Raw genomic sequence first — 25,961 nt, forward strand, 5'->3', positions numbered from 1 at the left:
CTATATGCTCTTACCGCTGCATCGGCAGGCGGTCAGTGCTGAGCGTGAGCCGCAAAGTCCGCTCGACCGCCTGATTCCGAGAACTCCTCGGAGATCTCGCTTGCTGGCGAGTTTCGCCAACGGCGGGCAGAATGCCTTGCAGACCGATAGTTTTGGAGCTTACAAGTGGCAATAGCGAAGGCAGGAAAGAAGACGCCCCACTCGCGGGCAGAGAATCACGCAGTGGGGGGAGTACAGGGGTATCAGCAGCGCGTCAGCAGGGAAAAGCGCGCGCTGATACTGGAGGTCGCAATTGCAAGTTTTCTGGAAAACGGATACGACGCGGCCACGATGGATTCCATCGGCGATCGCGCAGCAGTGTCATACGCGACGCTGTACAAACATTTTCCCGGTAAGGAGATCCTCTTCAGCGAGGCGATGGACCATCTCTTCCATCAATTGTTCGCGCGCTGGAAGGATCACGCCGTGCCGCCGGAAGTCGAGTCGGGCTTGCGTGAGATTGCACGCGCTTACAACGAGCTTGTTTCCGAGCCCAACATGATTGCCGCAATGCGACTGGTCATTGCTCAAGTGCGAAGCTTTCCCGACATGGGACTGCGCTTACAGCGCGCGAAAGATCTCTTCAGCGACGTAACGGACGCCTGGTTGGCAAAGCGGGTGGAAGAAGGCGGTCTGAAGATTGCCGACGTGCGACTCGCACGCGCCGAATTCATCGGCATGTTGGGAGAGACGCTTTACTTTCCTCGTCTAATGCAGATCGATCATGCGATCTCCGACGAAGACGTTGAAAGGATCATCGGCAGCGCAGTCTCCACGTTCCTGATGCGCTATCGCGCGCATTGAATAACGCGTCGCCACACGTACCCCATGGTGAACGAGGTCAGAAGACGTGGCGCAGGCCCATGTTGATGCCCACCGTGCTGCCGGCGGGAGCGGACAGTTCGCCGGTAACCGAAAAGCCGGTGGTTTCTGCACCGTGATTGTTCACGATCGCGGCCTGTGCATAGACCAACGTACGCTTCGACAGGTCGTACTGTGCCCCGATCGAAGCCAGTAGGGAATGGTTGTTCCTGTTGTTGGGATCAGTGATGTAATTGATAGCGGAATTCAATGTCAGTTCCGGTGTCGCACGATACTCGATGCCACCGCCATAAACGTTGTTGTTGAGCGAACTCTTTACCTTGTAGTTGGTGAGCGACGCTTTCAATATCACCGAGCCGAAGTTGTACGATGCGCCGATCACCCGTCCCTCAAAGGCAACCGTCGAAGGTATTGGCGTTACGGTCGCGCTGCCGGGATTGGAGTCATAGATCGCCGCAGTAATCAACAGAAAGCCGAGAGAGTATTCCAGGCTACCTGAGTACGCGCGTCCGGCCTGGAACGAGCCCGCGACGTTGCCGAGTGACAGCATGGCGCGTCCGCGCAGCCCGGCAAAGTCCGGGCTCGAATAGGTGATCGCATTCGGCGTGAAGATACCCGTGGCGGCAACGTTGTGCGCATAGATCGCCGCGCTGCCGCCGAAAAACGAGAATTCGCGCGGATCGAGCGCAACCACAGCAATGAGGAATGGCGAGAACTGAAGACCGGTCTTGATTTCGCCGTATCGACTGTCTAGTGCGATCCATGCCTGACGACCGAAGAAATTGCCGTTCGAATCATTGAAACCGCCGGTGGGAACGTTGATGCCGCTTTCAAGCTTAAAGGATGCTTTAAAGCCGTCACCGAGGTCTTCGCTGCCCGTCAAGCCAAAGCGCGATGGCTGCCAGCCGCCATTCACCAGCGAAACCTGACTGCCGCCATTCTTCATGGTCGCCGGATTCAAAGTCTTGTTCGTATAGAGGATATCCTGATCGAGCGCCCCATAGAGCGTAACGCTGCTCTGGGCATGCCCCACATTGGCAAAAAGGACGCCTGCTGCAACGGAGAGGGTGCGAAATCCGCGGTTACGGCGGACGGGTGACATATATAGTCTCCAATAATTTATATGTAGCAATACTTACTATTTTATAAGTGAAAAGATTCATAAAAGGAGCCTGCTCACATCTTCCGATGGTCCGACGCGTTCTGACTTATGAATCTGCGCCCTGCCCGTCTTTGGGAGCCGAGCCCGTTTCCGGTCCAAACCTGATGGCGACAAGCCCGACCCAGAATGCTGCCGCAATTGAAACGCCGACGACGTATATTCCAGATTTCGCCAACGCGAGTGAGACCGCCAACGGACCCGCTGCTGTGAATATACGAGCAACGTTCCAGGTGAATCCCTGACCCGTTCCACGAACGTGCAATGGAAAGAGTTCCGTTAGATACAGCGCGAGGATTCCAAATCCTCCAATCGCGAATAATCCGAACGCAAACATTGCCAGATGAAACATCGCCAGTGTTTTGGCGACCGTGACGAGCGCGATCGTCGCAACCCAAGCACCTGCACAGAAGAGCGCATAAACTGCCCGTCTGGATATGCGTGGATTCCATGCGACTAAAAACAGAGTCAACCCAAATCCAAGAACTGCCCCGACGTTGGCCCACGTAAATGAGATGGAGGTTTGCCTCATAAATTCGGCATCGCCCGCCGATTGAATAAATTTTCTCAGTAGCGCGGGGATAAGCACAGTTGTCCCCCAGCTACCAATCATCATTGCTGCAGCGACGAGCGAGCCGACGATCGTACGACGCCTTAATGGCGCTCGGAATATCGCCGACAAGGAACCCATTTTGGGTCCGGTGTGTTGAATTTCAGCAATTCGCGATTCTTTCCAACGCTTTGATTCCGGGGTCACGAACCGAAGGCCGAGACTGACGACCGCCGGCAGAGCGCCAACAGCGAGCACCCAGCGCCATCCAGGTCCGGCCAGAAGAATTCCGAGCGCTGACGCAATAATCAGTCCGACGACATTCGCAAACTGCATCACCTGGACCGCTTTTGCACGATGTTTTTCCGGCCAGGTTTCAACGACAAGCGAGGCGCCAGCGGCCCACTCGCCACCAATGCCAAAGCCCGCCAACATCTGAATCAAGAGGAGCTGATGCCAGCTTTGCGCAAACGCACTGGCTGCGGTGAAACCTGAGTAGATCAGCATCGTGCCAAGCATCACGCGCGCGCGACCGAATTTGTCCGCCAACACGCCGAACGTAATGCCGCCAATGCCCCAGCAAAGCAGCTTCGCCCCTACGATAATCCCCTGGATCTGTGAAGCATCAGCGTGCGATGCGCCGAGAAGATCGTGGAGGGCCGGCATGATCACGACTACGATCAGGTAGACGTCCATCGCATCGAACATCCAGCCCAAAAAGGCCGAGCCCAAGACTATCCACGCTGCCCGATCTACTCCAGACTTGCCGGAACTCACGCTTCCGGCAGCCGTCTCCAGCGAAGTCGAGTTGACTCGCATGTGTTCGCCTCCAAATGTTTTCAATATTTTTCTACCTGCCTGTTTAGGCCCGGGAAAACATCCCCCGCAACCAATGCGTCAGAGCTCGCCACGCAAGCCCCAAGCCGCCCACCGGTGCGCGATTGGCCGTGGCAAGGGGATTGGCCGCGGTGCGTTGACGGTCGGTCACAGCCAGGGGCGCCACCGGCGCTGGCGCGAGCTTCGCCTCGAGGTTTTTAGCGAAACTGCCGATCAATGTCTCCGCCACCGCCTGGATAACGCTTTTCGCGCGACCGAATTGGGCGACAGTGCCGCTCAGCTCGGTTTTGGCTTCAACCGTGGTCACACTGCCCGCCCCTTCCGGCAGGACTTTCAGGAGGATCTTCGACTCGGCACGTCCGCGGCCGCGCTGGTCCTGGCCATGGGCATCGGCCGTCGCGCACCAGTTTGCGTCGTCCAGTTCGGTGTATAAAAATTGCCCGGCAAATTCCAGTTGCATGGGGCCAAGGCGGACCTGGACCACGCCCTTGCAGGCACGTTCATCCAGCGCCTCCACACTCATCACCCCGGGGAAGCAATGGGCAACCCCCACGACGTCTTTCAGAGCATCCCATACCTGTTGAGGCGGGAGCGAAAGATTGAACTGACATATCACGTGCGAAGCCATTAGGAATCCTCTATGTTGAAGGCCAGAAACTCAACTACGCCGGCATTGAATATCTCGGGCTGATCAAGGCATGAGAAGTGCCCTGCTCCTTCCAGTTCCAGCGTCCGGCAAGTGGGAAGCAGTGCACCCAGTGCACGCATGCGCTCGGGCGTAGTGCTGACGTCGGCCGTACCGCTCACGAGCAAAGCCGGCACCTGCAACCTCGACAGTTCGGCGGTCAGGTCCTGCGCCAGAATCGAGCACAACGTGGCGACATATCGTTGCGCCCCCAATGCCAGGGTGTCACGCAAGTAGCCGGCGTATGCGGACGAGGCAACCCCATCTGCAAGTCGACTGGCAACGTACTCGGAGGCGAAGCGCTCATAGCCGATCTCGTTGATACGAGCTTTAGTTTGTGCCACGCGCCACTTTGCATCCGGGAGAGCTCCAGCGGAGGTGTTCGCCAGCACCAGGGCCGCAACCCGGTGCGGTGCCGTCAACGCCAGGTGCATCGCAGCCTGGCCGCCCATGGATATTCCCAGGACTGCGCAGCGCGTGATGCCCTGGGCGTCGAGAAGGGCCAGTGCGTCGCGTGCCAATCCTTCGACGGTATAGGGCATGGTGCCGGTACTGGCACCATGCCCGCGTGCATCGCAACGAAGCACGCGATACTGCCGAACGAGTTCCGCCGCTGCGCCATCCCACATACGCAGGCTACCCGCAAGGCTATGCATACATAGAACGGGAAAGCCGCAGCCTTCGTCAACGAAAGCGATGCTGTGCGTGCCGAGGTCCAATTGCTGCGTTGTCGTGCCGTGTTTCATCTGGCGGCCGTATGCGATCGATTGACTGTCATCAGCAAACCCGCAAAGCGGCTTGCCAGCGCCCGCTCAGTGCCGGGCCCAAGCGTGACGAATTCCTTGACCGTGGCATTGACGATTCGTTGCTGATTCGCCATGCCTGCGAGGAGCGACTCCGCTTGCTGACGGAGCCTGCTGTCCGGCACCACATGGCTAACCAAACCGAACTCCCGCGCAGTACGAGCGTCAACCGGCAACGCGCTGTGTATCAGGTAGGCAATCGCCTTGCGTGGGACACGGCCGCGTAACGTCGACATGGCGAGCGTGGGTGGAATGCCGCGCAGGATCTCTGGCAGTGCGAACTGCGCCGACTCCCCGGCAAGCGTGATATCGCATGCGGCCGCGAGCGCACAGCCGAAGCCGAACGCACGCCCCTGCACCACTGACACGACAGGCAGCCCGCAGCGGTCAATCGCCGCATACAGGTCGAGGATAGGCGTCAAGAACTGCTGGTGAATCGCGTAGGCCGAAAGTCCTTCACGACTTTCGCCCTCACCGTTGCGTCCAAGGCAGAAGTCCTCGCCCTGAGCCTCGAGCAAGATCACGCGCACCTCCGGGTCGGCTTCCAGCTCGGCAAGCGCCGACTGCAATCCGCGAATCATGGCCAGCGAGACCGTGTTGCCATCGTCAGGACGGGCAAGGCACAGGCGACCGATGCCTGAACCCGCGCTCCACTCGAAACCCGCTTCCAGGCTCATGCGACCTCCTTGCTAGCCGGAATCCATTCGCGCACGATATCGGCGGCCAGCAGGCGTTGAATCTCGGCCTCGCTCTTGCCAAGCAACTCGGCCAGCACCTCACGCGTACCTTCGCCAAGTGGTGGCGGATACCTATGTGTCTGGTCAGGGTGCGAAGCCACCTTGATCGGATTACCGGCCACCTGAAGCTGTTCGCCCCCCGGGCCGTGCAAGCCAAGCACCATGCCGCGGTGACGCACCTGAGGGTCAGTCATCACCCTGTCCAGCGAGTTGACCACGCTCACTGGCACGTCGTGGGCCACCAGGATCTGCACCCATTCGTCGGCATTACGCGATACGAATGCGCTCTCCAACGCATCCCAGATGCGCTGTCTCTGCTCGTAGCGCGCCTTCCGGCCGCTCAATTCGGGGTCGTCGCGCAAGTCTGTGCGGCCAATCGCCTCGCATAGCGACTGCCACATACGGTCGGTATTTGCAGTAACCACGACCTCCATGCCGTCACGCGCAGTGAAGGCTCGGTAGGACGGTATGGATTCATGCTCGCGCCCCTGGGTTCCTGGCACCTTGCCTGATGCCAGGTAGTAGGCCGCTTGATACGACAACATCGCCACCTGGCAGTCCAGCATCGCGATATCGAGATGATCGCCCTGCCCGGTTTCCTCGCGCCGCAGCAGCGCGGCCAGGATGCCGATGACCGCGTACAGGCCAGCGGAAATATCGGCTAGCGGAATGCCCGCCCGGACAGGCTTGCCATCTCGTTCGCCGGTCAGGCTCATACCGCCGGACATGGCCTGCACCACCATATCGTAGGCCGGCCGCTCCGCATACGGGCCATCTTGCCCGAAGCCACTGATGGAGCAGTAGACAAGGCGCGGGTTGATCTCCTTCAGCCGCTCGTAGGTAATACCGGACCGAGCCATCGCGCCTGGCTTCAGATTCTCGATAAAGACGTCGCTGCTGGCCACCAGCTCCTCCAACAGCCTGACCCCTTCCTGCGTTCTGTAGTCCAAAGCAATACTGCGTTTATTACGATTGCAACTGTGGTAATACGCGCTGTCTTCGCCGATAAAGTTGGGCGGCAATACTCGAGTGTTGTCGCCGGTAAGCGGCTCAATCTTGAGCACCTCCGCACCTAGATCACCGAGGACCTGGGTGGCATAGGGACCGGACAGGAACAGGGTCATGTCGATCACTCGCAACCCCCGAACCAAAGCGACGCCTTTGAGTTGTTCATGCCACATGGTGCTGACTCCGTGAAAGTGCGTTGGCATCCACGGGAGCTCCGAGGCTGCGCGAAAGATGGAGGGCGGCGTCCTTTAGCGCTGAGAGCAGGGTTCGCTCCTTTGCTGGCGGCACGCGCATTTCCGGTGCGACAAAGATCAGCGCTCCCACTACCCCGATAACGTCGAAAACCGGGACTGCAATACCGAACGCCCAGTCGGTGTAGTGGCCACGCGAGGTCGCATACCCCTGTTGCCGGATCTCACGCGCCTCCCGTGCCCACGTCGCCCAGGCCGGAACCTTGCGCGCGGTAGGCGATACAGGTGCGCGAGCCAGCACGTCGCGCTGCTCGGGTTCCGGCATCCAGGCCAGAATAGCGCGCGCGGCGGCGCCCCACATCAGCGAGCGCGGCTCGTGCAGATGGAAGCTATAGCGCAGCGGTTGCGAACTGACGGCCTGCTCGGTGAAGATCATTTGCCCCGTGTTCGGGATGCGCACGGAGAACAGCGCTGTCTCGTCGCAACGCGAGACCAGCTGTTGCACCAGGGGGCGCGCCAATTCCACCAGCTTGACCCTGCTCGCGGCCAACGAGCCCAGCCGATAAAACTCGAAGCCAACCCGGTACTGATGGTTAGACGTACGCTCCACCCAGCGTACCGTTACCAGTTGGTCCAGTATGCGGTGCACACTGCTCGGCGCCATGCCCAGCGCACGTGAAATGGCGCTGATCGGCATCGCGACTTCGCTTTCGCACAGCACTCGCATAATCGCGGCGCCGCGAGCAAGCACGCCATCGGAAACAGAGATCATTGAGATGTTCATCGCGCTCCGGCTACCTTCAGTTTTTCGACCAGCCTCATGGGTGTGATCGGAACCTGCGAAATGGTCACGTCGAAAGGCTTCAGCGCGTCCTCGATAGCCGAGGCAATCGCTGCCGTCACAGGCAGCGTGCCGCCCTCGCCTGCGCCTTTGACGCCTAGAGGATTGAGTGGCGAGGGTGTCTCCGTGTGCAGCACTTCGATTTCGGTGATATCGCTTGCCAGCGGCAGCAGATACTCGCCGAAATTGCACGAAAGCAACTGCCCCGACTCGTCATAAACCAGTTCTTCGAGCAACGCATTGCCGATGCCGTGCACGACGCCCCCGACGACCTGCCCATGGACTACCATCGGGTTGATCTGCCGCCCGCAGTCGTCTACCACGACGTAGCGCAACAGCTTGACGGCGCCGATCTCCGGGTCCACTTCGACTTCGACGACATGGCAGCCATTGGAGAAGGTGGACTGAGCCGGCGAGAAATAGCTGGTGTGCTCGAGACCGGGTGTCATGCCTTCGTCGAGCGAGTAACCAGGCATACCAACGCCTACGACGGCCAACCGGGCGAGGCTGATGCTGCGATCGGGCGCACCGTCGACCGAAACCATGCCGTCGGCCAGAACAATTTGTCCTGGATTCGCTTCGAGCGCTTTTGCCGCAAGTGCCTGAATCTTGTGCCGCACTGCACTGCAAGCCATGTGTACGGCGTTTCCTGCGTTGACCGCGCTGCGCGCTGCAAAGGTACCGATGCCGAGTGAGATGCCCTGGGTATCGCCGGTCACGATCTTCACTGCCGCTGGCGCAACACCCAGCTGGTCGGCAGCAATCTGCGCCAGTGTCGTGTGATGCGACTGGCCCTGCGGCGCAGCGCCGGTGTAAACCACGATACTCCCGTTAGTACCAATCTTCACCGTTGCGCCTTCGTACGGTCCAAGGCCGGTGGCCTCCACAAAGTTCGCGAGGCCGATACCCAAGTAGCGTCCCTGCGCCCTTGCGGCTGTCTGGCGGGCCGGAAAGCCGGCCCAGTCTCCGTTTTGGAGCGCCAGCGCCTGAGTACCGGGATAGTCACCGCTGTCATATAGTACGGGGCTGCCATCGCGGCCAATCACGCGACAGTTAAAGGGCATCTGTTCGGGACGGATAAAGTTGCGCCGGCGGACTTCGCTCCGATCCAACCCGAGTTCCTGCGCCACCCTGTCCATGAGCCGCTCCATCGCGAAGACCGCCTGTGGCCGACCGGCGCCGCGTACCGGGGTGGTGGGCACCTTATTCGTAAAGAAGGACTTGAGTGTCAGCGCGAAGGTCGGAACGACGTAAGGCCCCTGGAGCGTAGTCATGGATATCCAGGGAAGGACAAGACCCCAGGGCACGTAGGCGCCGGTGTCATGAGCCAGTTGGCCACGAAGCCCCAAAATACGCCCTTCCTGGTCGACAGCCAGCTCCAGGTCCCATTTCTGGTCGCGCTCCTGGTGCGTGGCGACAAAATTCTCGCGCCGGTCCTCGATCCACTTCACAGGACGCCCCAGGAGTTGCACGCAGTGCGTAATCAACGCGTACTCCGGGTAGAACGAGCCTTTGGGACCGAAGCCTCCGCCCACGTCAGACGGCGCCACAACACGCAACTCGTCGTCGGCCAGGCCGAACAACTCCTGCAAGATTCGTTTGATCCGGTGCGGTGCCTGCATTGCACCGTACAGCGTAAAACTCTTGCCGACGGACGATGGCACAGCGACACAGCCGCGCGTTTCCATGAAGAAGGCGCCCCCGCGGTGTTGATCGAAGCTCGCCTTGATTACCTTATGCGCACGAGCGAAAGCCGCGTTGCAGTCGCCATCGGCGAACAACGCTTCGCCTGCGAGGTTCGATTCGATCCCCAGGTGCGCTCTGGGCGCGCCGGCCCCCCTTGCCTGATCCAGGGACGCCACCGCCGGCAGGGTTTCGTATTCGATATCCACGAGTTCAGCCGCATCCTCGGCGAGGGAGCGCGCGAGCGCCACGACGACCGCCACGGGCTCGCCAACATAGTGCACCTCCCTGTCGGCCAGCGCATACTGCGTGATCGGGTGTCGGATCGCCGGATTAGGCACCACTAACGGCATTGGCTTGATCTTCAGGCAGTCCGGCAATTCATCGAACGCAAAGGCAGCCACGACGCCAGGCGCGGATTGGGCACGCGCCAAGTCGATGGCTCGAATGCGGCCGTGCGGTATCGGGCTGCGCAGAATAAAGGCGTGCAGCAGGCCAGGTATCTGAATATCGTCGACATAGCATCCGGTGCCAGTCACCAGCGCCGCGTCCTCCTTGCGGGCAACGGGAGCGCCGAAGTGGGTGCCGGTCATGACGTCACGCTTCATGCCGCTGCTCCATTCGCGCGTTCCCGCGTCAGTTCGCGCACTGCCTCGACGATGTTCTGATAGCCGGTACAGCGGCACACGTTACCCGAGAGCATGTCGCGAATCTCTTCGTCGTTTGGCAGGTAGCCGGGCGGCAACTGGCCCAGCCAGGCATCAATCGTCATCAGGAAACCGGGCGTGCAGAATCCGCATTGCAGTGCGTGATGTTTGCTGAACGCGCGTTGCAGCGGCGACAGCGCATCTGGCTTGCCCAGCGATTCGACGGTCGCGACCTGCCTGCCGTTGACCTGTACTGCCAACATCAGGCAGGAGCGCACCGCGGCACCTTCCACTTGCACGGTGCATGCGCCACAGGCGCCGTGCTCGCAACCCACGTGGGTGCCGGTAAGGCAAAGGTCATAGCGCAAAAAGTCTACCAGCGAGGTCCGCACGGCGACAGTACGTTCGACCTTTACGCCATTCACAGTCGTGGTAATGCCCGCTTCGTTCATGCGGAGCCTCCGTGCGTCATGCGCGCATGCGCGGTAAGCAGCCCACGTCGCACAAGCACCTGCGCGAGGTGCCGTCTGTATTCCGCGCTGACGTACGCATCCGAGCCGGCTTCGAGATCGACCGCGCAGCCTGCCGCCTCGTGGAACAGATCCTCGCAACCGACTTGACCTTCAAGCAGGAGCTCGGCTGCATGCAGTCTGATCGGGGCGTCGCCGCACCCGCCCAGTGCGATCGATGCGCGCGCGATCCTGCCGCCCGCGCCTGGCGCCAGCAGCACAGCCACGCTCACGATGGCGAAGTCGCCATGCCGGCGCGCGAACTCGGTAAAAGCCCAACCGTGACCACGCGGCCATGCGCGCAAGCGGATCCCCGTCAGCAGCTCATGCGGCTCAAGGCTGGTCACCAGGTAGCCCAGTGCCCAATCAGCCATCGCGATCTCACGCGTTCCATCGCTGCTCTCTACCGTGAGTCTGGCGTCGAGCGCTGTGCAGACGGTGGGCAGCTCCGCCGCCGGGTCGGCATGACAAAGCGACCCGCCTATCGTGCCCCGGTTGCGGGTTTGCAAGTGGCCGACATGAGTCAGTGCTTCGACCACTAGCGGCACAGCCTTACGCAGTTGCCTGGAGTGCAGCAGGTCGCGTTGACGCGTCATTGCACCAATGGCGAATTCGGCGCCGTCGGCGCGTATGGCGGCAAGGTCCGCGACGCCGTTGATGTCGATCAGGTGGCTGGGCTGCGCAATGCGAAAATTCATCATCGGCATCAGCGACTGCCCACCTGCAAGCACTTTGGCGTTGGGTTGTTCCGCGAGCAGCGCCAGCGCCTCTGATCGGCTACGCGGCGCGTGGTACTCGAATGCGATGGCTTTCATCGTCTACTCACAGCGTAAAGATATTGATAGCGCAGGCTCCGTGGTCCAAACCCGAGATACCCCCACCTGTGCAGTGCGCGAGTCCTACCTTTGCACCCTCTACTTGCCGGTCCTTGGCCTCGCCGCGCAGTTGCCAGACGATCTCGGTGATTTGAGCAATGCCGGTGGCGCCCACTGGATGGCCCTTGGACAGCAGGCCGCCGCTCGGATTGATCGGGATGCGCCCTCCCACAGAGGTAGCGCCGCTCTTCAGCAGTTGGATCGCTTCACCTTGGGGGCAGAAGCCAAAAGCCTCGTAGTACAGCAGCTCGGCAATCGTAAAGGCGTCATGTACCTCGGCGACCGAGATATCGTCCGGGCCGATGTCTGCCTCTTCGTACGCATCCCTGGCGCCGCGCACCGTGATCTCGGGCGTGGTCATGTCGCGGAAGCCGGTCATGTACTGGCCGGAAGTCAGATGCGATGTCGCGACCCACACCGGCTTGCGGCCGGAAGCCGGGACGCGTTGCGCGGCACACAGCACCACAGCGGAAGCGCCGTCGCCAGTCGGGCAGCAGTGCATCAGCGTGAACGGCTCGGCGATAGGACGGGCGTTAAGCACCTGCTCCACGGACACTTCGTTGCGCAACTGCGCCCAAGGATTCATTGCCCCGTGCTTGTGTGCCTTCACTGCCACCTGCGCCAGATCTGCGTCCGAAATGCCGTGCTCGTGCATATAGCGGCGCGCGCGCATTGCATACATCACCGGCATGCTCATGCCGACCGACACTTCGTGATCCTCCGGCTGTCCAGGTAGAACACCGCCGCCCAACGATGTGAGCTTATCGATGCCCAGCACCAGGGCGACATCGCAGAGGCCGTTGGCGATCGCCAGCCACGCCTCCCGGAAGGCAGTGGCGCCGCTTGAACAGGCGTTCTCGCAGTTCACCACCGGGATACCCAGCAGGCCCAGCGGGCGCAGCACACGCTGGCCGACCAGACGACCGCCATACGCGGAACCGCAGTACACGGCCTCGATCTGCTTGCGATCGAAACCGCTGTCAGCGATTGCCTGTTTGACAACCGGCCAGCCAAGGTCTTGCAAAGTGGTGTCGGGACGCTTGCCGAATTGGCTCATAGCGACGCCGGCAACAGCGACTCGACGGAAATTGTTATGACTCATCGCGCTACTCCGGAAGGAAGCAGTGAGCGTAAACCGGCTCGCCGTTAGCGTCGTTACACACCATGCCGGTACCAACCCGGACAATGGAATCGAGTTCGGGCCTCCAACCCTCCGGGCCCTGGACGATCCCGGCCACGCGCACATTGCGCTCCTTGAAGTCGACGAATGCCAACACATAGGGGGTCTTCCAGCCGGCTCGGCCGGAATGCACCACCGAGTAGGTATAGACGGTACCGGTCGAGGGCACCTCGATCTGGTCGATCCTCTCCTCCCAGCACGCGGGGCAAACCTTGGGCGGTGGAAATACCGCTTGGCCGCAATGACGGCAGACCCCCGCCATCACTCGCGGCGAGCCGTCGGAGGCATAGGCAATGCTGCTCGGAATGGCCCAGATCGGGCGCTCAATGCTGTCGGGGATAACGTGGCTCATAGGTCAAACTCACTTGTGAAATTGGACGGATTCGCTAACGGCGAGCAGGATCTTGCCGGCATGCTCACCGCTTTCCATACGCTCATGTGCGCGGGCGGCCTCAGCCAGGGGAAACTCGGAATCGATGTGCAAACGGATTGCAGACAGGTCCAGCCAGTGCGCGGCGCTCAGCGCTGCAGCAAGCCGCGCTTTATGTTCGCGCGGCAGTTGCCGCAAGCGCGAGGCGGTAATCCACACCTGGCGTGTCGTTAACGCGGCACCATTGAGCGGCTCTGGCCCGCAGGAGGATGAGGAGAGGTAAACGATGCGGCAACCATCGGCCGCGAGCTTCGGATTGGAATTGAAGTAGCGCAAGCCTGAGAGATCCAGAATCACGTCCATCCCAGTGCCTACAGCTTCTTGCAGAGCTGGAAGAAAGTCAGGCGCGCGATAGTTGAAGGTACGCGCTGCACCGAAGCTGGCACTCAGTGCACGCTTCTCCTCGTTGCCGCAGGTTGACCAGACTTCAGTGCCGCGCATGACGGCCAGTTGCGTGGCAATCAACCCGACCCCACTCGTGCCACCATGGATGAGGAGCCGCTCGCCCGGTTGCAACCTGGCCAGTTCGATAAGGTTGTACCAGGCGGTAAATAGGCCCTCAGGCAACCCGGCTCCGGTACGCAGTTCATCGGTCGGCCAGGGCAAGGTCAGCGCTGCGTCGGCCAGACACATCTCGGCATAGCCGCCGCCATCGACCAACGCGCAGATGGAGTCGCCGGGCCGGAAGTTCTCTACGCCAGGCCCGCAGGCCATTACCTCGCCCGCCACTTCGAGGCCTGGGATATTCGCTGGCAGCGTGATATTGGGATGGCGCGCGGACGCCCGCTGGTTACAGTCATGCCGATTCACGCCAGCGTAGGAAACACGAAGCAGGAGCTCTCCTGGTCCCGGTTGTGGCTGCGGGCAGATAATCCCCTGCAGTACCTCGGGGCCGCCCGCGCGCGAAATATGGATCGTTTGCACAGCCAGTCCGCTCCTGTTGCTCGTCTGGCTAAAAATATACGGCAGGCATTCCGCTGCATCAAAACTTGTATTCCGTTCAGCGGAATCATCATTTCGAACGCAGACACCCGTTAGGCAAACTACCTACTGGCATAAGGGCGCCGTGACGACTAGGGGATTGATTATTGGATTCCGTTGAGCGGAATGCTTTGCCATGCAGGTGTGCGACCTCGGCTATGACAACATGATTGCTCTCTCTGCAGCGAGCATCGGCGACGGGGTCAGGCACATCACCCATGGTAAAGGGGCGGAAGTAGCCCTCACCGGATAGGTAAGCCGGCAGGCTACCTGTCCATTCATTCGGCAACAAGTGCTGCCCGGGTCTGCATCTAACCGGGTCGAATAGCGTGACCCGGCGTTTACCTATTAGTTTCTGGGATGCATTCTGGAAACCCACCCCATTACCGCCGTTGATTACGCATCGGCAGTCACCCTGGCGAACATGTCGCTGTACAGCGCGCGCCATCGCAGCAGTTCCGCCCGCTCGCCGATATGCATCGTCTCCGCCGCCTTGCGGATCGACAGGCGCTGACTGCGAAGCTCGTCGGCGACCCGCTCCGCGAGCTCGGGAAAATCCAGCGACCAGCCCTGTGCCTCGATGGCCTTGCGGAGATTCGACTCCCCGTACAGCATGAACTTGTCCGGTGCGCCGAAGTAACCAATGCGCACGACATGCGTGAGCGCACGCAGGAATGTTTCGCCAAACTCAAGCAGCAGTTCGAGACTGTCGCGCTGCCGGTTGATGACCCATAGCACGACGAGACGGCGGGCCAGGTCGTCCAGCGTGGCGGCGAGTGTCCCGCCGTACCGGGCAACGCCGGCCTGACTTCGCGCCGCCGTATTGACGATGACTGTCGCATCCCGATGCTTATCGCAGAAATTGACGAAATCGATCCAGCCGCCCGCCTCATCCAGATCCCATGAAGCGCACTCGATTTCATCATGGACAGCTTTCATGAGATCAGGATTCGAAGTGTCCGTCTCCACCAGAACGGTGTGAACATCCGTGCGCCGCAGATATTCGACCAGCGCCAGCGTAACGAAACCCTTGCCAACGCCGCCCTTGCTTCCGCCGACCATATAGATTGCAGGATTTTGCATTGCCATTTCATACCTCTACAGGTTTTCAGTATCCGGCCTAAGCCCTGGATCTCTGTGCGTTCCGGCCTGGTGATTCCCCATCCCCGTTCTGCTGTAGTCCGGCGCGCGCATGGCGAGAATGTGATGGCTTCGCCTGAGCGCCTTTTTTCACGCGAGACGCTGTCATAGCGGTATTCGTTGCGACGAGCCGCTCCGCCTGCACGGCCTTTTCTTCTTTGGCAGCACGCTGCATCGCATATCGCAACGTGCCGGCGCTGATTTCAACACCGTCCTGGGCGATCTGCTGGACGATTTCTTCCTGGGTGTAGCCCTTTTTCTGTGCATCGATGATTTGAGTCTGCATGGACTTCATTGCATCCCAGACATTGACGCGGTGCTCATGCGCGGGCTTTTCCGGCAGTGCGTCGAGACGGCGCGCTGCCGCGTCCCATTGCGCCTGGGTAAAGCTTTTCATCACCGGCATGACTGGCTCCTGCACACTGCTTTCATGCCATCTTGCAAATGGGACTGGCACGCGTCAATACCTGGAAACAGGCCCGACTCGGCGTGATGGACGGTGCTGGATTAATCTGGATTCCTCTGGAACAACAAATTTTTTTGCGCCGTCGCGTGCGCGCAACGTACCGTTATTTACGCGTCGGCCAACACGAGTGCATCAGCCCTCGGGTCGAATGATCAGATGCTGTGCATTGGCTGCGTGCGGCACATAAAATCCGTCGCGCGCCAATTTGCGCCGGATGATCGTGGGATTTGAGGTGACATGCCGGTCTGATGCGCTTCCTGTGGTACTGCGCGCGGAAAAGTCTTTGTTCAATTTGCGCGAGCGTCTGCATCCTCGCGCACGGGTTCAATACGACCTTTGAATTTTTCTGCGTGAAGCACGGTAGCCCATGCTCATCCATGTTGCGCCATCAGTCATGACTTCGCGCTCCCGGTCAATCATCAATTTGCGCGTGGGAGAAAGACCTGTTCACGCGATACGCTATTTTTTTCAGCCGGGTCAGTTCATCTTGCTGCGCAAATGAGTACATTTTTTTTGCGGCAGGTGTTCATCTTTTTGCGCGACCACCGGCGACCACACTCACAGGATTTGCGGAAGACAAAAGAAAAAGAATAACAACGAGGGACAGCAGGATAGGCTTGCGCCGGTTTTGGGCGCCATTGCTTATTGCTCGTCGTTCTACGGTCCGCGAGTCAATGCTTCAAGACGGCAAGCGGTACAGCGTGAGTGTCGCGAGCGTCCCTCCATATGCGCGCGCCGGCGGTCACCGTTGCGTTCATTGTCGCGATCCGGTCCAACACAGCGGAGGAACAGCCGCTCTTGCGCGAGGTCAACGCCGGCGTTAGACCCACTACCGTCGTTTGTCACGACGTCACATTAACGGCGGCTTCCAGGTTGCACCGGCCGTCGATGTCGTGATCGAGCCCGACGGCAGGTCGGCCGAAGCCCGCGACCTGTCTATGCCTCCTCGCCACCTCGGACCAACGATTGCTCGACTCTGGACATGGTTTCTGCTACGGACTGAGGTGGCCCAACCGCTCGGTCTTGAAAGAGCTAACGATGAAATCGACAAAGACCCGTGTCTTGGCCGAAATGAGCGTCCGTGACGCGTAGTAGAGTGAAATTGCGCCGACATCGGCGTACCAGTCCGGCAGCAGCCGTATCAGATCCCCGCGCTCCAGATCGGGCAGCACATCGAACAGTGCGATCAATGACACCCCCAGGCCGAGACGCGCGGCCTCGCGCATTGCAGCCGGATCGTTCACGACGATGTTTTCGGTGAGTACTCCCGCCATCTCGACACCATTTGCATTCCTGAGCATCCAGTGACGAATTCGCCCCGAGTGCGGCGAGCGCACGACGATGCCGTTGTAGGCAGCGAGTCCTGAAGGATCGGTCGGCAGCGACCGGCCGGACATATAGGCTGGAGAGGCCACGGCAACGCCATACACCGGGGCCAGCGTGCGCGATACGAGGCCAGGTGCGAGATCGAAGCCACCGCCGATGGCGGCGTCGTAGTTCTCGGCGATCAGATCCACTGGCCGGTTTTCGAAGTGCCACTCCGGGCGGATTCGCGGGTACTTTGCCATAAAGGCCGGCAACAAGGGCAGGACGTGCGCGATGCCAAATGTCGGGGGCATGCTGACTTTCAAGACACCCGCCGGCTCGCTGCTTTGCGCTGCCGCTTCGGCAATGGCGGACTGGAGCGCGTCGAGATTGCCGTGGATCGATACGAGGAACCGTTCGCCGGCTTCCGTGAGCGCGAGTTTACGGGTCGATCGTTGAAAGAGCCGCACTCCGAGGTTGCGTTCGAGCATCGCCACGTTTCGGCTGACCGCGGCCGCAGTCAATCCCAGCCTGCGTCCCGCTTCTGCAAAACTGCCGCCTTCGGCGGCTCTCACGAATGATTCGAGGTTCGCCAGAGTTTCCATATACAACGCTGATCCTCAACGTTTGCTTGAAGCCAGAACAAGACAATACCCCCTAATCACGATGCAATAAAGTGCCTAATCTCACTCCTGACGACCTCAACCAGGAGTGAAATTGATGAAAGCTGTTGTCCTTACCCGCTTCGGCGAGCCGGAAAAAGTTCTTGAACTGAAGACGCTGCCTGATCCGACGCCACCCGGGCCCGGCGAAGTCGTGGTTCGCGTGACCAAGCGTCAACTTCATCCCGGAAATCTCGCCATGGTCCGAGGCAAATTCAATATCCCGGTGCCGGCAGACGGATTCCTGATCCCGGGCGGTGATGGTATAGGCATCGTCGAGGCCGTGGGCGAAGGCGTCGATTCTGCCGGTGTGAAGCCGGGCACGCGCGTGATTTTCAATCCAGTCCCGGGCGCCTGGGCAGAGCTTCTCAAGGCGCGCGCCGAGCTTGTGACACCCATCCCGGATGATTTGCCCGATGCTATCGCCGCCCAGATGCTCCCTAACGCTGTAATTGCGCTCATGCTGCTGCGGGCAGCGCAACGCGCAGTCCCGGATGCCGGTCGTGAGATACCGATTCTCTTGAATGCGGCCGGCTCTTCGGTAGCACGCTTTCTGACGATTGCGGCCCGCAGCCGCGGGTTGAACGTGGTGGGCGCGGTTCGAAGCAGTAATGGGGCGAAGATCCTGTCAGCACGGTTCCCGGATTTGCCGGTGATTTCGACGGCCGATCCGGACTGGCTCGGCCAGGTCCGCCATGCCGCGGGAAGGCGGCCGCTTCAGGTCATCATGGATCCGGTGGGCGGAGCGATGGTGAGCGACCTAGTTCCGCTTCTCGGCGATGGCGGGGCTCTGTTGTTTTACGGCGGAATGTCTCCGGAACCCATCATATTCCCGTCTGGTGGGCTGACACATCACGAGATCATGTTCAAAGGCGTGTCGTCTTCGCGCTGGGTGCAGACCACGTCGGCCGAACAGCGTCGTGAGGATGTGGCGGAGGCCATCGGGATCGGCCGCACCGCGCCCGAGCATTTCGATGCGGCGGCCGATTACGATCTGACCCGATTCGCTGATGCGATCGAGCATATCGAGCGTGCAAATCGCAACGGGGCAGTCCTGCTCAGCTCGGATTCGTAGACCGGAATTGATGGAATCGACTGGATTGGACAGGCACAACGGAGGGTATCGCGTGATCAGGCCAGTCGATTCCGAGGCCAACACTAACAACCGCCACCAGGGAGCGCGCCCGCTTCGCGGGAGTCTCCCGATTCGAGAGTTGAACGCCACTTTCGGAGAATCCACCTGGCCGCCGTGGAGTTGATTACTGTTTGCGTGACGGGCGAAGCTCCCGTTCGCCGAGTTGCCCGTGTGCGGTCAGTTGGACAACCTATACCGGCTGTTGAATGACTGATGGAACAACCACCGTTAAGGCCGATATCGCGACGATCGCGATTGGCGCTCGAATGTCCGCGGCCAAGTAAGGACGCGACGTTTGAACGGCGATGTGACAGACTAGGCCAGCGGCGGTAGATGGCCGAGGCCGTGTGAAAACGCAAAAGTACTCGGTTTTCAGGTGTCGCTTTACCCTTCCCGAGTCGTCGCCAAGCCGATACGGGGCGATCTGATGGGTCGGTTTTTGAGAAGGCTTGATTTAGAGTGCGTTTTCACACGGCCTCGGCCGACAGTCGCCTTTTAGCCTCCGAATGAAACTCTAAATGGTGCGGAGCTATCCATAAGACTGAGTTCCTGCCTCGCGAAGGAATGCATCGTCACATTGACGCGACACTCCGCCATCAGGGAACTCACCTGGCACTCTGGTGCCGTGCACGTCAAAACACGAATTCTGTCGCGACTTTAGACGCAATTGAGCTTAGACCTGGTTGACCTGCCTGCTCGATGAGCAAGAGCAGGCCGTAGCACTCGTGCTTGATCATCTCACCAGAATCATCGCCGACGCGAGGGAGCGCCAGCTATTCATCAACTGGCTGGCGTGGGTGGTCCAGCACCCGGGTCGGAAAATCCGCTGGTCGCCGTACCTGTGCGGCGTGCAGGGCGACGGAAAGAGCTTCTTCGGCGTGCTGCTGGGCCTGGTGGTGGGCGCCTCCAACTACCGGACGATGAGCGGCGAGCTGCTGAACGGCTCGACGTTCACCGACTGGGCCGTGGGCCAGTGCGTGACGCTCATCGAAGAGGTCAAGCTGACCGGGCCGAATCGCTTTGATGCGGCCAACAAGATCGAGCCCTACATCACGAATGACGCGATCGATGTGCATCCCAAGGGACGCGCGCCGTACACCGCACCGAATACCACGCAATACCTGATTGCCTCGAATCACCTGGACGGCATGCCTGTTACCGACGATGACCGGCGTTTCATGTTCCTGCAAACCGCTTATAGCACCGCGTCGCTGAAGGCGTTCAAGGCGGCGCAGCCGGACTTCTATAAGCGCCTCTTCACGGCGATCCATACCTATCCTGGCGCGATGCGCTACTGGCTGATGCACTACGCCGACTGGCATCCTGACTTCGATCCGGATGGCAACGCACCGCACACGACGATGCGGGGCCTCGTGATTGCAATGAGCGAGAGCGACCTTGATGCAGCGTGTCAGACCGTCTGGGCGGAGAAGCCCGGTGGCGTCACTGATTCGTGGGTGGCCGTGGCCTGTTTTGTGTCGGCGGTCTCGTCCCAGCTGGGCCCGCACTCCGGTCTGAAGCCCGCGCAGATCAAGCGCTTCTGCGCCGAATTTCTCCGTTCGATGGGGTACCGCTACATGGGGGACGAGCGTCACCGCGTCGGGCCGGAACGCGTCCCATCGCGCTTCTGGTGTCATGAAAAGGTGTGCCAAAGCGATCTTCAAAGCTGGCACAACTGGTGGGAAACCGCCGAACCGGCGATGAATGAATCGTTCGCCGGGACCGCTCCGAAGAGCTTTCTGGTTTGACATACCTGTGCCAGCGCTTGCCAATCGCCGGAAAGACGAACTGGCACAGCACTGGCACACAGCCACTGTCACACCCTGCAAACCCTTTATTTACCTGCCTGTCACTCCTACGGAGACACGTCAATGTGCCAGATGCCAGTAGACAAGGCGACCACTGAGAAGGAACCGGAAACCATCACGGAAAAAACAGCTTCCATCCAGGCAGAACAGAACTTTCCAGGCTGGCACACACCCATGTCGAAGGCCGAGAAAGCGCGGGCCAATACGGCCGCCCGGAGTCGCTCGAAAAAGATTACGCAACTGAAGCCGATCTGGCTGAACGGGGCAAGCACGCACTGGACGATCGAAGTCAATTGGGGCGACGGCTGGCATCGCTGGGGTACGCTCTCTCGGTCGGATGGGTCGACGCAGCTACGCGATCAGCGCGTGGACGCAGAATTGCGCCTGTGGCCGGAGGACCGAAATCCGTGAAGCGATCCACACGGGCGAGTCGCTGCTGCTCGACGAAGCGGGCGGAACCGGGCCTGCTGCTCAACGCTCGCGCTTCGACGTCGGCAGCGCAACCCGCCAATTTACCCGTTGCGCTATGGTCGCGACGGCAGATGGCCGATCGAGAAAAAATACATTGAGCCTTGAGAGTGGCCGGGGCTCACATCGATTTTCACGCCCGGCACACCCGCTTTCGCTGTTCAGAACGGGTCCCATTCTTCGCGTGGGTCCGCACAACGGATAAAGGCCGCCGTTACCTTTGTAGCGAACGGTGAGCGCCCGACCACAGCAGCCGCATATCAGCAGCGTTTCGTGTAAGGCCAGTCCGATAGTGTTAAAGATAGCACTCCGAACCTTCGGTTCAAGGCATTCATTAATCGCAGACTCGCGGCCAACTACATCACGCTGTTTTGCGAAGACACCGCGAAGTCTGCAATGAGCGACTTCACCGGTTAAATGTTTAAGTGGGTTACTGCACAGAGGCTTGCCATATCGATCCACCATACTCGCTATCGTAAACCGGTGACGCGTCAACGCATAGCGTGAACTCGCTGCTAAATCATTTTGACCGCACGGAAAAACAGGTTGCTCTGTCATCAATGCCTCACCCTATGTGTGAATAGGTGGTGGGGCGCATACAGCGGATGCATTGAACACTCAAATCGACAGCAGTATAGGTGGAGTCTGCCAGAACATTCGTACTACGAATGGAATTATAGGTCGCAGCCTATTGGCTGTGACAATGGCAAGTGGTTTGCGGCGAAAAGTTTAATTGAGACTACTTCGTACGAGCGGTTTGATCGAGAAATACGGATTTCTCTGGATCTTGCCGCGTTCATTTGCGTCCGAAGTCCTCTCAAATGCAACTAAATTACCGGCGCGGGCGTTTTAATGACGTGTTGGAGGGCACGTTGCCTGACAACATGCCGCTCAACGAGCGGGCCGCGAGGATAGTCGTGCGGATTCATGCTGCAGACCGTTGTGTATGGAACGATCTCCACCGCCATCGCGGCGCTGAAGTCGGGCGACCACATTGTCATAACGGCGGGCACTTATCGTGAGACTCTGCGATTCCCTATGCTCGCCGGTCTCTATGATTGACTTTACTACGCATTTCGGAGGTATATGGAAATGAGATGGACCCGGCGTGCATGGCTTCAGGGTATTTCCGCAAGCATCGTCGCTGTCGCGTCTCGCGACATATACGCACACGGCGGCAGCGGCGCGGTGAATCCACCGCTGCGTATTCCAGACACTTGGGTCGTCGACGAGGGCGGCCAAAGGCGGCTCCTGCGGGACGTCCTGTGTGGCAGCGTTTCAGCAGTGCAGACAATGTTCACTGGGTGCAGTTCGGTTTGTCCGCTGCAGGGCGCGCTATTTTCTGCCGTGCAGCAAGGAATACCGCGACTAGGCTCGCAATATCCACTTCGATTGATATCACTCAGCATTGATCCGCTCGCCGATTCACCGGGCGCACTGCGCGCGTGGCTCGAGCGATTTGACGCCGGTCCGGCCCGGCACGCCGTGAGACCGCGCATTGGCGACGTAGAGGAGATCAGGGGCGGCCCTCGCCGGCCGAGCGCTGTCCCCAGGCCTGGATAGCCATCCCACGTAAGTCTATTTCTTCGGCAAGGCTGCACAACTACGCTGGCGGAGCACCTCCTTGCCGCTGGCCGATGAAGTCCCATACGTTGTGGAACACCTAGCCCAAGCTTGACTGCTTGGTCCCCGAGCAAGACAGCACCAAACAACAACCCACCACTGCCATGACTCATACTTGCCAACGATACGCTGGATGTAAGATGACACGCCTGCTTGGATGGATTGGCGCCGCTTGCATGGCCATAACCATGATGCTGTCCGGGCCGGCGGCGGCACAGTCCAACGCCGCAGTCAGCACGCTGCGCCCCAGCGGAACGACGCTGTGTACCGATGTCACAGGAATTTCGCAGTCAGACGGAGCGGCAGTGATTGTCTGGACGTGCAATGGCCAAGCCAACCAAAGTTGGCAGCTCCAACCGGTCGGCACCGCGTATCAGCTCATTGCTCAGCACAGCGGCAAATGCCTGGACATCACGGGAATTAGCCTTGACGCGGGCGCCCCGGCGATTCAGTGGGCCTGCAACGGGCAACCGAACCAGCAGTTCACGCTGCGCCAGCAAGGTACGGGCTATGCGATCGTGGCGGCGCACAGCGCCAAGTGTCTCGTCGCTCAGGGGGGGGGGAATCCGCAGGCAGGCCAGCAAGTCGTGCAGATGCCATGCGACGGCAGCGCGAGCCAGACCTGGGAAATCGATGGCCTGCACACCCCGCCTCCGCAGGCCGTCACCTTGCCGTCAAGCTGGACGGCGCCGCAAGCACTTCCGATCGTGCCGGTCGCGGCAGCCAACTTGCCCAACGGCAAGGTACTGACGTGGTCCTCCTGGGACCCCCTCAATTTCGGCGGCGACGGTGGCCAGACCTATACCGTTATTTTTGACCCTGCCACGGGAAATTCCTCTGAAATGCTTGTAAGCAACACCGGCCACGACATGTTCTGTCCTGGCATTGCGAATCTTCCCGACGGCCGGATTTTCGTCAATGGTGGTTCCAGCGATACCAAGACTAGTATCTTCGATCCCGCCACGCTCTCGTGGTCCGCCGGCCCGCTGATGAACATTGGCCGCGGATACAATGGCAGCGTCACGCTGACCAATGGCGGCGTATTTACCCTGGGCGGGTCGTGGGACGTCAACAAGGGTAACAAGAATGGCGAAACCTGGCTCCCAGGTACTGGCTGGCAACTCAACTCTGCAGTGTTTGCCACCGAAATCCTCACCGCTGATGGTGCCGGCATTTACCGCGCGGATAACCATGTCTGGATGTTTGCCGTGTCCAATGGCCGTGTATTTCACGCAGGTCCAAGCAAAAGCATGCACTGGATCGACACGGCCGGCAGCGGCAGTATTACCTGGGCCGGCGAGCGCGGCGGGGACGCCGATGCAATGAACGGCAACGCAGTCATGTACGATATCGGCAAGATCCTCACCATAGGCGGCGCGCCGAGTTACGATAGCACTTGGGCAAGTGCGAACGCCAATCTCATTGATATCAACGGTGGCACGGCCAAGGTGCGCCAGGTCGCCGCGATGGCCTATGCACGGGCTTTCCATAACAGTGTGGTGCTGCCGAACGGCCAAGTTGTGGTGATCGGCGGCCAGACCTACCCTAGGCCGTTCTCCGATGATCTAGCCGTGCTCACCGCTGAGCTTTGGGATCCGGCCACAGTGACATTTCAGCTGCTGGCGCCGATGGCCACGCCGCGAAATTACCACAGCGTGGCCCTGCTGCTGCCCGACGGACGTGTGCTGAGCGGCGGTGGCGGCCTCTGCGGCACCTGCTCGGCCAACCATCCGAGTGTCGAGATCCTGACGCCGCCCTATCTGCTGAATCCGGACGGCTCGGCGGCAACGCGACCCGTCATCGTCTCCGCACCGTCGGAGGTCAGCCTCGGTACTTCCATCGCCGTCACCACCAATAGTCCCGTGACCAACTTCTCGCTCCTCCGCATGGCATCGGCAACGCACTCGCTGGACAACGAGCAGCGCCGGGTCCCGGTGAATTTCACCACCGGTACGGCGGGCGAATACCTGATCAATATCCCGTCCGATCCGGGCATCGTCGTCCCCGGCTATTACATGCTGTTTGCTCTCAATAACAAGGGCGTGCCCAGCGTCGCAAAGACGTTGCGCATTTACTGAGGATGGCGGCGATGTGCGGACGTGATCAGAGGTGGCCGGGCGAATTCGGACAGCGGGATAGGTGGAACGCCCGGGGCTTGAGCCAGCGAAAATGCAGGCAAAGGAACCGAGGACATGACGAAGAGAACCCGACGCAAGCACTCAGCGGCGTTCAAGGCGAAAGTGGCGCTGCCGGCAGTCAAAGGCGAGCGCACGCTGGCCGGACTGGCGCAGCAGTTCGATGTGCACCCGAACCAGATCACGGAATGGAAACGGCAGCTGCAGGAGCGTGCGGCCGACGTGTCTGGAACGGCGGGCGTGGTATCGAACGAGCCGCCGGTAGACGTGAAGACCCTACACGCCAGGATCGGCCAGCTTTCTCTGGAAAATGATTTTTCAAGCGGCGCGCTCAACAAGGCGGGATTGCTGGGCGCAAAGCGATGGTTGACCGTGGCCATCAGTTACCGGTGTCGCAACAGGCAAAGCTCGTCGGCATTGCCAGATCGAGTGCGTACTATCGGCCGCGGCAGGTCAGCGAGGCTGACCAGAACTTGATGCGCCGGATCGACGGGCTGCACCTGGAGTTTGCGTTCGCCGGAGCGCGAATGCTGGTCCGGCTGTTGCGCCGGGAAGACCATGGGGTGGGTCGCCGTCGCGTGCGCACGCTCATGAAGCGTATGGGTGTGAAAGCGCTTTACTGCAAGCCCAACACGAGCCGACGCTACGCGCAGCACAAGATCTGGCCGTACCTGTTGCGCGGCATGAAGATCGAGCGCGCCAATCAGGTCTTCGCACCCGACACAACGTACATTCCCATGGCGCGTGGCTTCGTCTATCTGACGGCGGTAGTAGATTGGGCGAGTCGCAAGGTTCTTGCACACCGGGTGGCCATGAGGCCGGAGGCAATACATGCCGTGGAGGCGCTGGAAGAAGCATTCGCCCGCTACGGGCTGCCAGACATCGTGAACACCGATCAGGCTAGCCAGTTCACGGCGGCCGCGTTCACCGATGCCGTACCTGAGCGCGGCGTGCGGCTGTCGATGGACGGCAAAGGCGCCTGGCGCGACAGCGTATTCGTCGAGCGCGTCTGGCGCAGCACCAAGTACGAAGAAGTGTACCTGAGGGCCTACGAGTCGGTCAGCCACGTCCGGCGCTCCATTGGCGACTACATCGAGCTATACAACCGGAAACGGCCCCATTCGAGCTTGGCGGATCGCACGCCGGATGAGGCATACTTCGCGACGCTGCCAGCGATCAAATCGGCAGCATGATTGCCTCGGACGCTCCACTTAAAAATCCCGGAAAACTGTCCGAACGAGC

Annotated in this window: 23 protein-coding genes; 7 read left to right on the forward strand and 16 right to left on the reverse strand. The window is 60.2% G+C overall.

All coding sequences use genetic code 11. The annotated features are described in order from the left end of the window. Positions 1-165: 165 nt before the first annotated feature. The gene (locus AB3X96_RS34240; protein ID WP_368593162.1) at positions 166-843 is read left to right on the forward strand and encodes a TetR/AcrR family transcriptional regulator; all 678 of its coding nucleotides are present in this window, start codon (positions 166-168) and stop codon (positions 841-843) included. Positions 844-880: 37 nt separating this feature from the next. On the opposite strand, the gene AB3X96_RS34245 is transcribed toward AB3X96_RS34240, so the two are convergent. The 16 genes from AB3X96_RS34245 to AB3X96_RS34320 form a co-directional block, all read right to left on the reverse strand. After that, positions 881-1,963: a porin gene (locus AB3X96_RS34245; protein WP_368593163.1), complete on the reverse strand. Its 1,083-nt coding sequence runs from the start codon at positions 1,961-1,963 to the stop codon at positions 881-883. Between the two features lie 106 nt (positions 1,964-2,069). Next, on the reverse strand, positions 2,070-3,389 hold the full coding sequence (locus AB3X96_RS34250; protein ID WP_368593164.1) for an MFS transporter: 1,320 nt from the start codon (positions 3,387-3,389) through the stop codon (positions 2,070-2,072). Positions 3,390-3,432: 43 nt separating this feature from the next. After that, positions 3,433-4,035: an SRPBCC family protein gene (locus AB3X96_RS34255; RefSeq protein WP_368593165.1), complete on the reverse strand. Its 603-nt coding sequence runs from the start codon at positions 4,033-4,035 to the stop codon at positions 3,433-3,435. After that, the gene (locus tag AB3X96_RS34260; RefSeq protein WP_368593166.1) at positions 4,035-4,838 is read right to left on the reverse strand and encodes an alpha/beta fold hydrolase; all 804 of its coding nucleotides are present in this window, start codon (positions 4,836-4,838) and stop codon (positions 4,035-4,037) included. The genes AB3X96_RS34255 and AB3X96_RS34260 overlap by 1 nt, the downstream gene beginning before the upstream one ends. Further along, a complete protein-coding gene (locus AB3X96_RS34265) occupies positions 4,835-5,572 on the reverse strand; it encodes an enoyl-CoA hydratase/isomerase family protein (protein WP_368593167.1) in 738 nt (245 codons plus the stop codon). Before AB3X96_RS34265 ends, AB3X96_RS34260 begins: the two co-directional genes overlap by 4 nt. Continuing rightward, entirely contained in the window at positions 5,569-6,813 is a 1,245-nt protein-coding gene (locus AB3X96_RS34270; RefSeq protein WP_368593168.1) for a CaiB/BaiF CoA transferase family protein, read from the reverse strand. The genes AB3X96_RS34265 and AB3X96_RS34270 overlap by 4 nt, the downstream gene beginning before the upstream one ends. Continuing rightward, on the reverse strand, positions 6,803-7,615 hold the full coding sequence (locus AB3X96_RS34275) for an IclR family transcriptional regulator (RefSeq protein WP_368593169.1): 813 nt from the start codon (positions 7,613-7,615) through the stop codon (positions 6,803-6,805). Before AB3X96_RS34275 ends, AB3X96_RS34270 begins: the two co-directional genes overlap by 11 nt. Further along, complete coding sequence (locus AB3X96_RS34280) at positions 7,612-9,963, reverse strand: molybdopterin cofactor-binding domain-containing protein (RefSeq protein ID WP_368593170.1); 2,352 nt, start codon at positions 9,961-9,963, stop codon at positions 7,612-7,614. The genes AB3X96_RS34275 and AB3X96_RS34280 overlap by 4 nt, the downstream gene beginning before the upstream one ends. Next, positions 9,960-10,454 carry a (2Fe-2S)-binding protein gene (locus AB3X96_RS34285; protein WP_368593171.1) on the reverse strand — a complete coding sequence of 165 codons (495 nt, stop codon included), beginning with the start codon at positions 10,452-10,454 and terminating at the stop codon, positions 9,960-9,962. Before AB3X96_RS34285 ends, AB3X96_RS34280 begins: the two co-directional genes overlap by 4 nt. Beyond that, on the reverse strand, positions 10,451-11,326 hold the full coding sequence (locus AB3X96_RS34290) for a xanthine dehydrogenase family protein subunit M (RefSeq protein ID WP_368593172.1): 876 nt from the start codon (positions 11,324-11,326) through the stop codon (positions 10,451-10,453). Before AB3X96_RS34290 ends, AB3X96_RS34285 begins: the two co-directional genes overlap by 4 nt. A gap of 7 nt (positions 11,327-11,333) precedes the next feature. Then, positions 11,334-12,488, reverse strand: coding sequence for a thiolase family protein (locus tag AB3X96_RS34295; protein WP_368593173.1), 1,155 nt, complete (start codon positions 12,486-12,488; stop codon positions 11,334-11,336). A gap of 4 nt (positions 12,489-12,492) precedes the next feature. Further along, positions 12,493-12,918: a Zn-ribbon domain-containing OB-fold protein gene (locus AB3X96_RS34300; RefSeq protein ID WP_368593174.1), complete on the reverse strand. Its 426-nt coding sequence runs from the start codon at positions 12,916-12,918 to the stop codon at positions 12,493-12,495. 9 nt (positions 12,919-12,927) lie between these two features. Beyond that, positions 12,928-13,920: a zinc-binding dehydrogenase gene (locus AB3X96_RS34305; RefSeq protein WP_368593175.1), complete on the reverse strand. Its 993-nt coding sequence runs from the start codon at positions 13,918-13,920 to the stop codon at positions 12,928-12,930. A gap of 453 nt (positions 13,921-14,373) precedes the next feature. After that, positions 14,374-15,066: a protein mobD gene (locus AB3X96_RS34310; RefSeq protein WP_368593176.1), complete on the reverse strand. Its 693-nt coding sequence runs from the start codon at positions 15,064-15,066 to the stop codon at positions 14,374-14,376. A gap of 31 nt (positions 15,067-15,097) precedes the next feature. Beyond that, the gene (locus AB3X96_RS34315; RefSeq protein WP_368593177.1) at positions 15,098-15,523 is read right to left on the reverse strand and encodes a hypothetical protein; all 426 of its coding nucleotides are present in this window, start codon (positions 15,521-15,523) and stop codon (positions 15,098-15,100) included. A gap of 1,052 nt (positions 15,524-16,575) precedes the next feature. Next, on the reverse strand, positions 16,576-17,493 hold the full coding sequence (locus tag AB3X96_RS34320) for a LysR substrate-binding domain-containing protein (protein WP_368593178.1): 918 nt from the start codon (positions 17,491-17,493) through the stop codon (positions 16,576-16,578). A gap of 115 nt (positions 17,494-17,608) precedes the next feature. On the opposite strand from AB3X96_RS34320, the gene AB3X96_RS34325 reads away from it, so the two are divergent. From AB3X96_RS34325 to AB3X96_RS34350, 6 genes are all read left to right on the forward strand, one after another. After that, positions 17,609-18,625, forward strand: a complete 1,017-nt coding sequence (locus AB3X96_RS34325) for an alcohol dehydrogenase catalytic domain-containing protein (RefSeq protein ID WP_368593179.1) — start codon at positions 17,609-17,611, stop codon at positions 18,623-18,625. A 743-nt stretch (positions 18,626-19,368) separates the two neighbouring features. Beyond that, on the forward strand, positions 19,369-20,433 hold the full coding sequence (locus AB3X96_RS34330; protein WP_368593180.1) for a primase-helicase family protein: 1,065 nt from the start codon (positions 19,369-19,371) through the stop codon (positions 20,431-20,433). Between the two features lie 123 nt (positions 20,434-20,556). After that, positions 20,557-20,904 (forward strand): hypothetical protein, encoded by a 348-nt coding sequence (locus AB3X96_RS34335; RefSeq protein ID WP_368593181.1) that lies wholly within the window; start codon positions 20,557-20,559, stop codon positions 20,902-20,904. A gap of 1,350 nt (positions 20,905-22,254) precedes the next feature. After that, positions 22,255-22,524 carry an SCO family protein gene (locus tag AB3X96_RS34340; protein WP_368593207.1) on the forward strand — a complete coding sequence of 90 codons (270 nt, stop codon included), beginning with the start codon at positions 22,255-22,257 and terminating at the stop codon, positions 22,522-22,524. A 200-nt stretch (positions 22,525-22,724) separates the two neighbouring features. Beyond that, positions 22,725-24,662: an RICIN domain-containing protein gene (locus AB3X96_RS34345; RefSeq protein WP_368593182.1), complete on the forward strand. Its 1,938-nt coding sequence runs from the start codon at positions 22,725-22,727 to the stop codon at positions 24,660-24,662. A 114-nt stretch (positions 24,663-24,776) separates the two neighbouring features. Next, positions 24,777-25,912 (forward strand): IS3 family transposase gene (locus AB3X96_RS34350; RefSeq protein ID WP_368593183.1). Its coding sequence is split into 2 segments (ribosomal slippage): positions 24,777-25,032 and positions 25,032-25,912, totalling 1,137 coding nucleotides; the frame shifts between segments, so codons are not numbered across the junction. Positions 25,913-25,961: the final 49 nt, after the last annotated feature.

It is taken from the genome of Paraburkholderia sp. BR13439 (assembly GCF_040948805.1).
Classification (GTDB): Bacteria; Pseudomonadota; Gammaproteobacteria; order Burkholderiales; family Burkholderiaceae; genus Paraburkholderia; species Paraburkholderia youngii.

What these genes read in the sequence shown, in the direction of transcription:
- AB3X96_RS34290 (WP_368593172.1), bottom strand. Translation starts at nt 11,326, where the DNA reads ATGAAAGCCATCGCATTCGAGTACCACGCGCCGCGTAGCCGATCAGAG.
- AB3X96_RS34310 (WP_368593176.1), bottom strand. Translation starts at nt 15,066, where the DNA reads ATGGCAATGCAAAATCCTGCAATCTATATGGTCGGCGGAAGCAAGGGC.
- AB3X96_RS34320 (WP_368593178.1), bottom strand. Translation starts at nt 17,493, where the DNA reads ATGGAAACTCTGGCGAACCTCGAATCATTCGTGAGAGCCGCCGAAGGC.
- AB3X96_RS34260 (WP_368593166.1), bottom strand. Translation starts at nt 4,838, where the DNA reads ATGAAACACGGCACGACAACGCAGCAATTGGACCTCGGCACGCACAGC.
- AB3X96_RS34245 (WP_368593163.1), bottom strand. Translation starts at nt 1,963, where the DNA reads ATGTCACCCGTCCGCCGTAACCGCGGATTTCGCACCCTCTCCGTTGCA.
- AB3X96_RS34250 (WP_368593164.1), bottom strand. Translation starts at nt 3,389, where the DNA reads ATGCGAGTCAACTCGACTTCGCTGGAGACGGCTGCCGGAAGCGTGAGT.
- AB3X96_RS34275 (WP_368593169.1), bottom strand. Translation starts at nt 7,615, where the DNA reads ATGAACATCTCAATGATCTCTGTTTCCGATGGCGTGCTTGCTCGCGGC.
- AB3X96_RS34300 (WP_368593174.1), bottom strand. Translation starts at nt 12,918, where the DNA reads ATGAGCCACGTTATCCCCGACAGCATTGAGCGCCCGATCTGGGCCATT.
- AB3X96_RS34295 (WP_368593173.1), bottom strand. Translation starts at nt 12,488, where the DNA reads ATGAGTCATAACAATTTCCGTCGAGTCGCTGTTGCCGGCGTCGCTATG.
- AB3X96_RS34315 (WP_368593177.1), bottom strand. Translation starts at nt 15,523, where the DNA reads ATGCCGGTGATGAAAAGCTTTACCCAGGCGCAATGGGACGCGGCAGCG.
- AB3X96_RS34345 (WP_368593182.1), top strand. Translation starts at nt 22,725, where the DNA reads ATGACACGCCTGCTTGGATGGATTGGCGCCGCTTGCATGGCCATAACC.
- AB3X96_RS34270 (WP_368593168.1), bottom strand. Translation starts at nt 6,813, where the DNA reads ATGTGGCATGAACAACTCAAAGGCGTCGCTTTGGTTCGGGGGTTGCGA.
- AB3X96_RS34325 (WP_368593179.1), top strand. Translation starts at nt 17,609, where the DNA reads ATGAAAGCTGTTGTCCTTACCCGCTTCGGCGAGCCGGAAAAAGTTCTT.
- AB3X96_RS34255 (WP_368593165.1), bottom strand. Translation starts at nt 4,035, where the DNA reads ATGGCTTCGCACGTGATATGTCAGTTCAATCTTTCGCTCCCGCCTCAA.
- AB3X96_RS34285 (WP_368593171.1), bottom strand. Translation starts at nt 10,454, where the DNA reads ATGAACGAAGCGGGCATTACCACGACTGTGAATGGCGTAAAGGTCGAA.
- AB3X96_RS34340 (WP_368593207.1), top strand. Translation starts at nt 22,255, where the DNA reads ATGTTCACTGGGTGCAGTTCGGTTTGTCCGCTGCAGGGCGCGCTATTT.
- AB3X96_RS34265 (WP_368593167.1), bottom strand. Translation starts at nt 5,572, where the DNA reads ATGAGCCTGGAAGCGGGTTTCGAGTGGAGCGCGGGTTCAGGCATCGGT.
- AB3X96_RS34280 (WP_368593170.1), bottom strand. Translation starts at nt 9,963, where the DNA reads ATGAAGCGTGACGTCATGACCGGCACCCACTTCGGCGCTCCCGTTGCC.
- AB3X96_RS34335 (WP_368593181.1), top strand. Translation starts at nt 20,557, where the DNA reads ATGTGCCAGATGCCAGTAGACAAGGCGACCACTGAGAAGGAACCGGAA.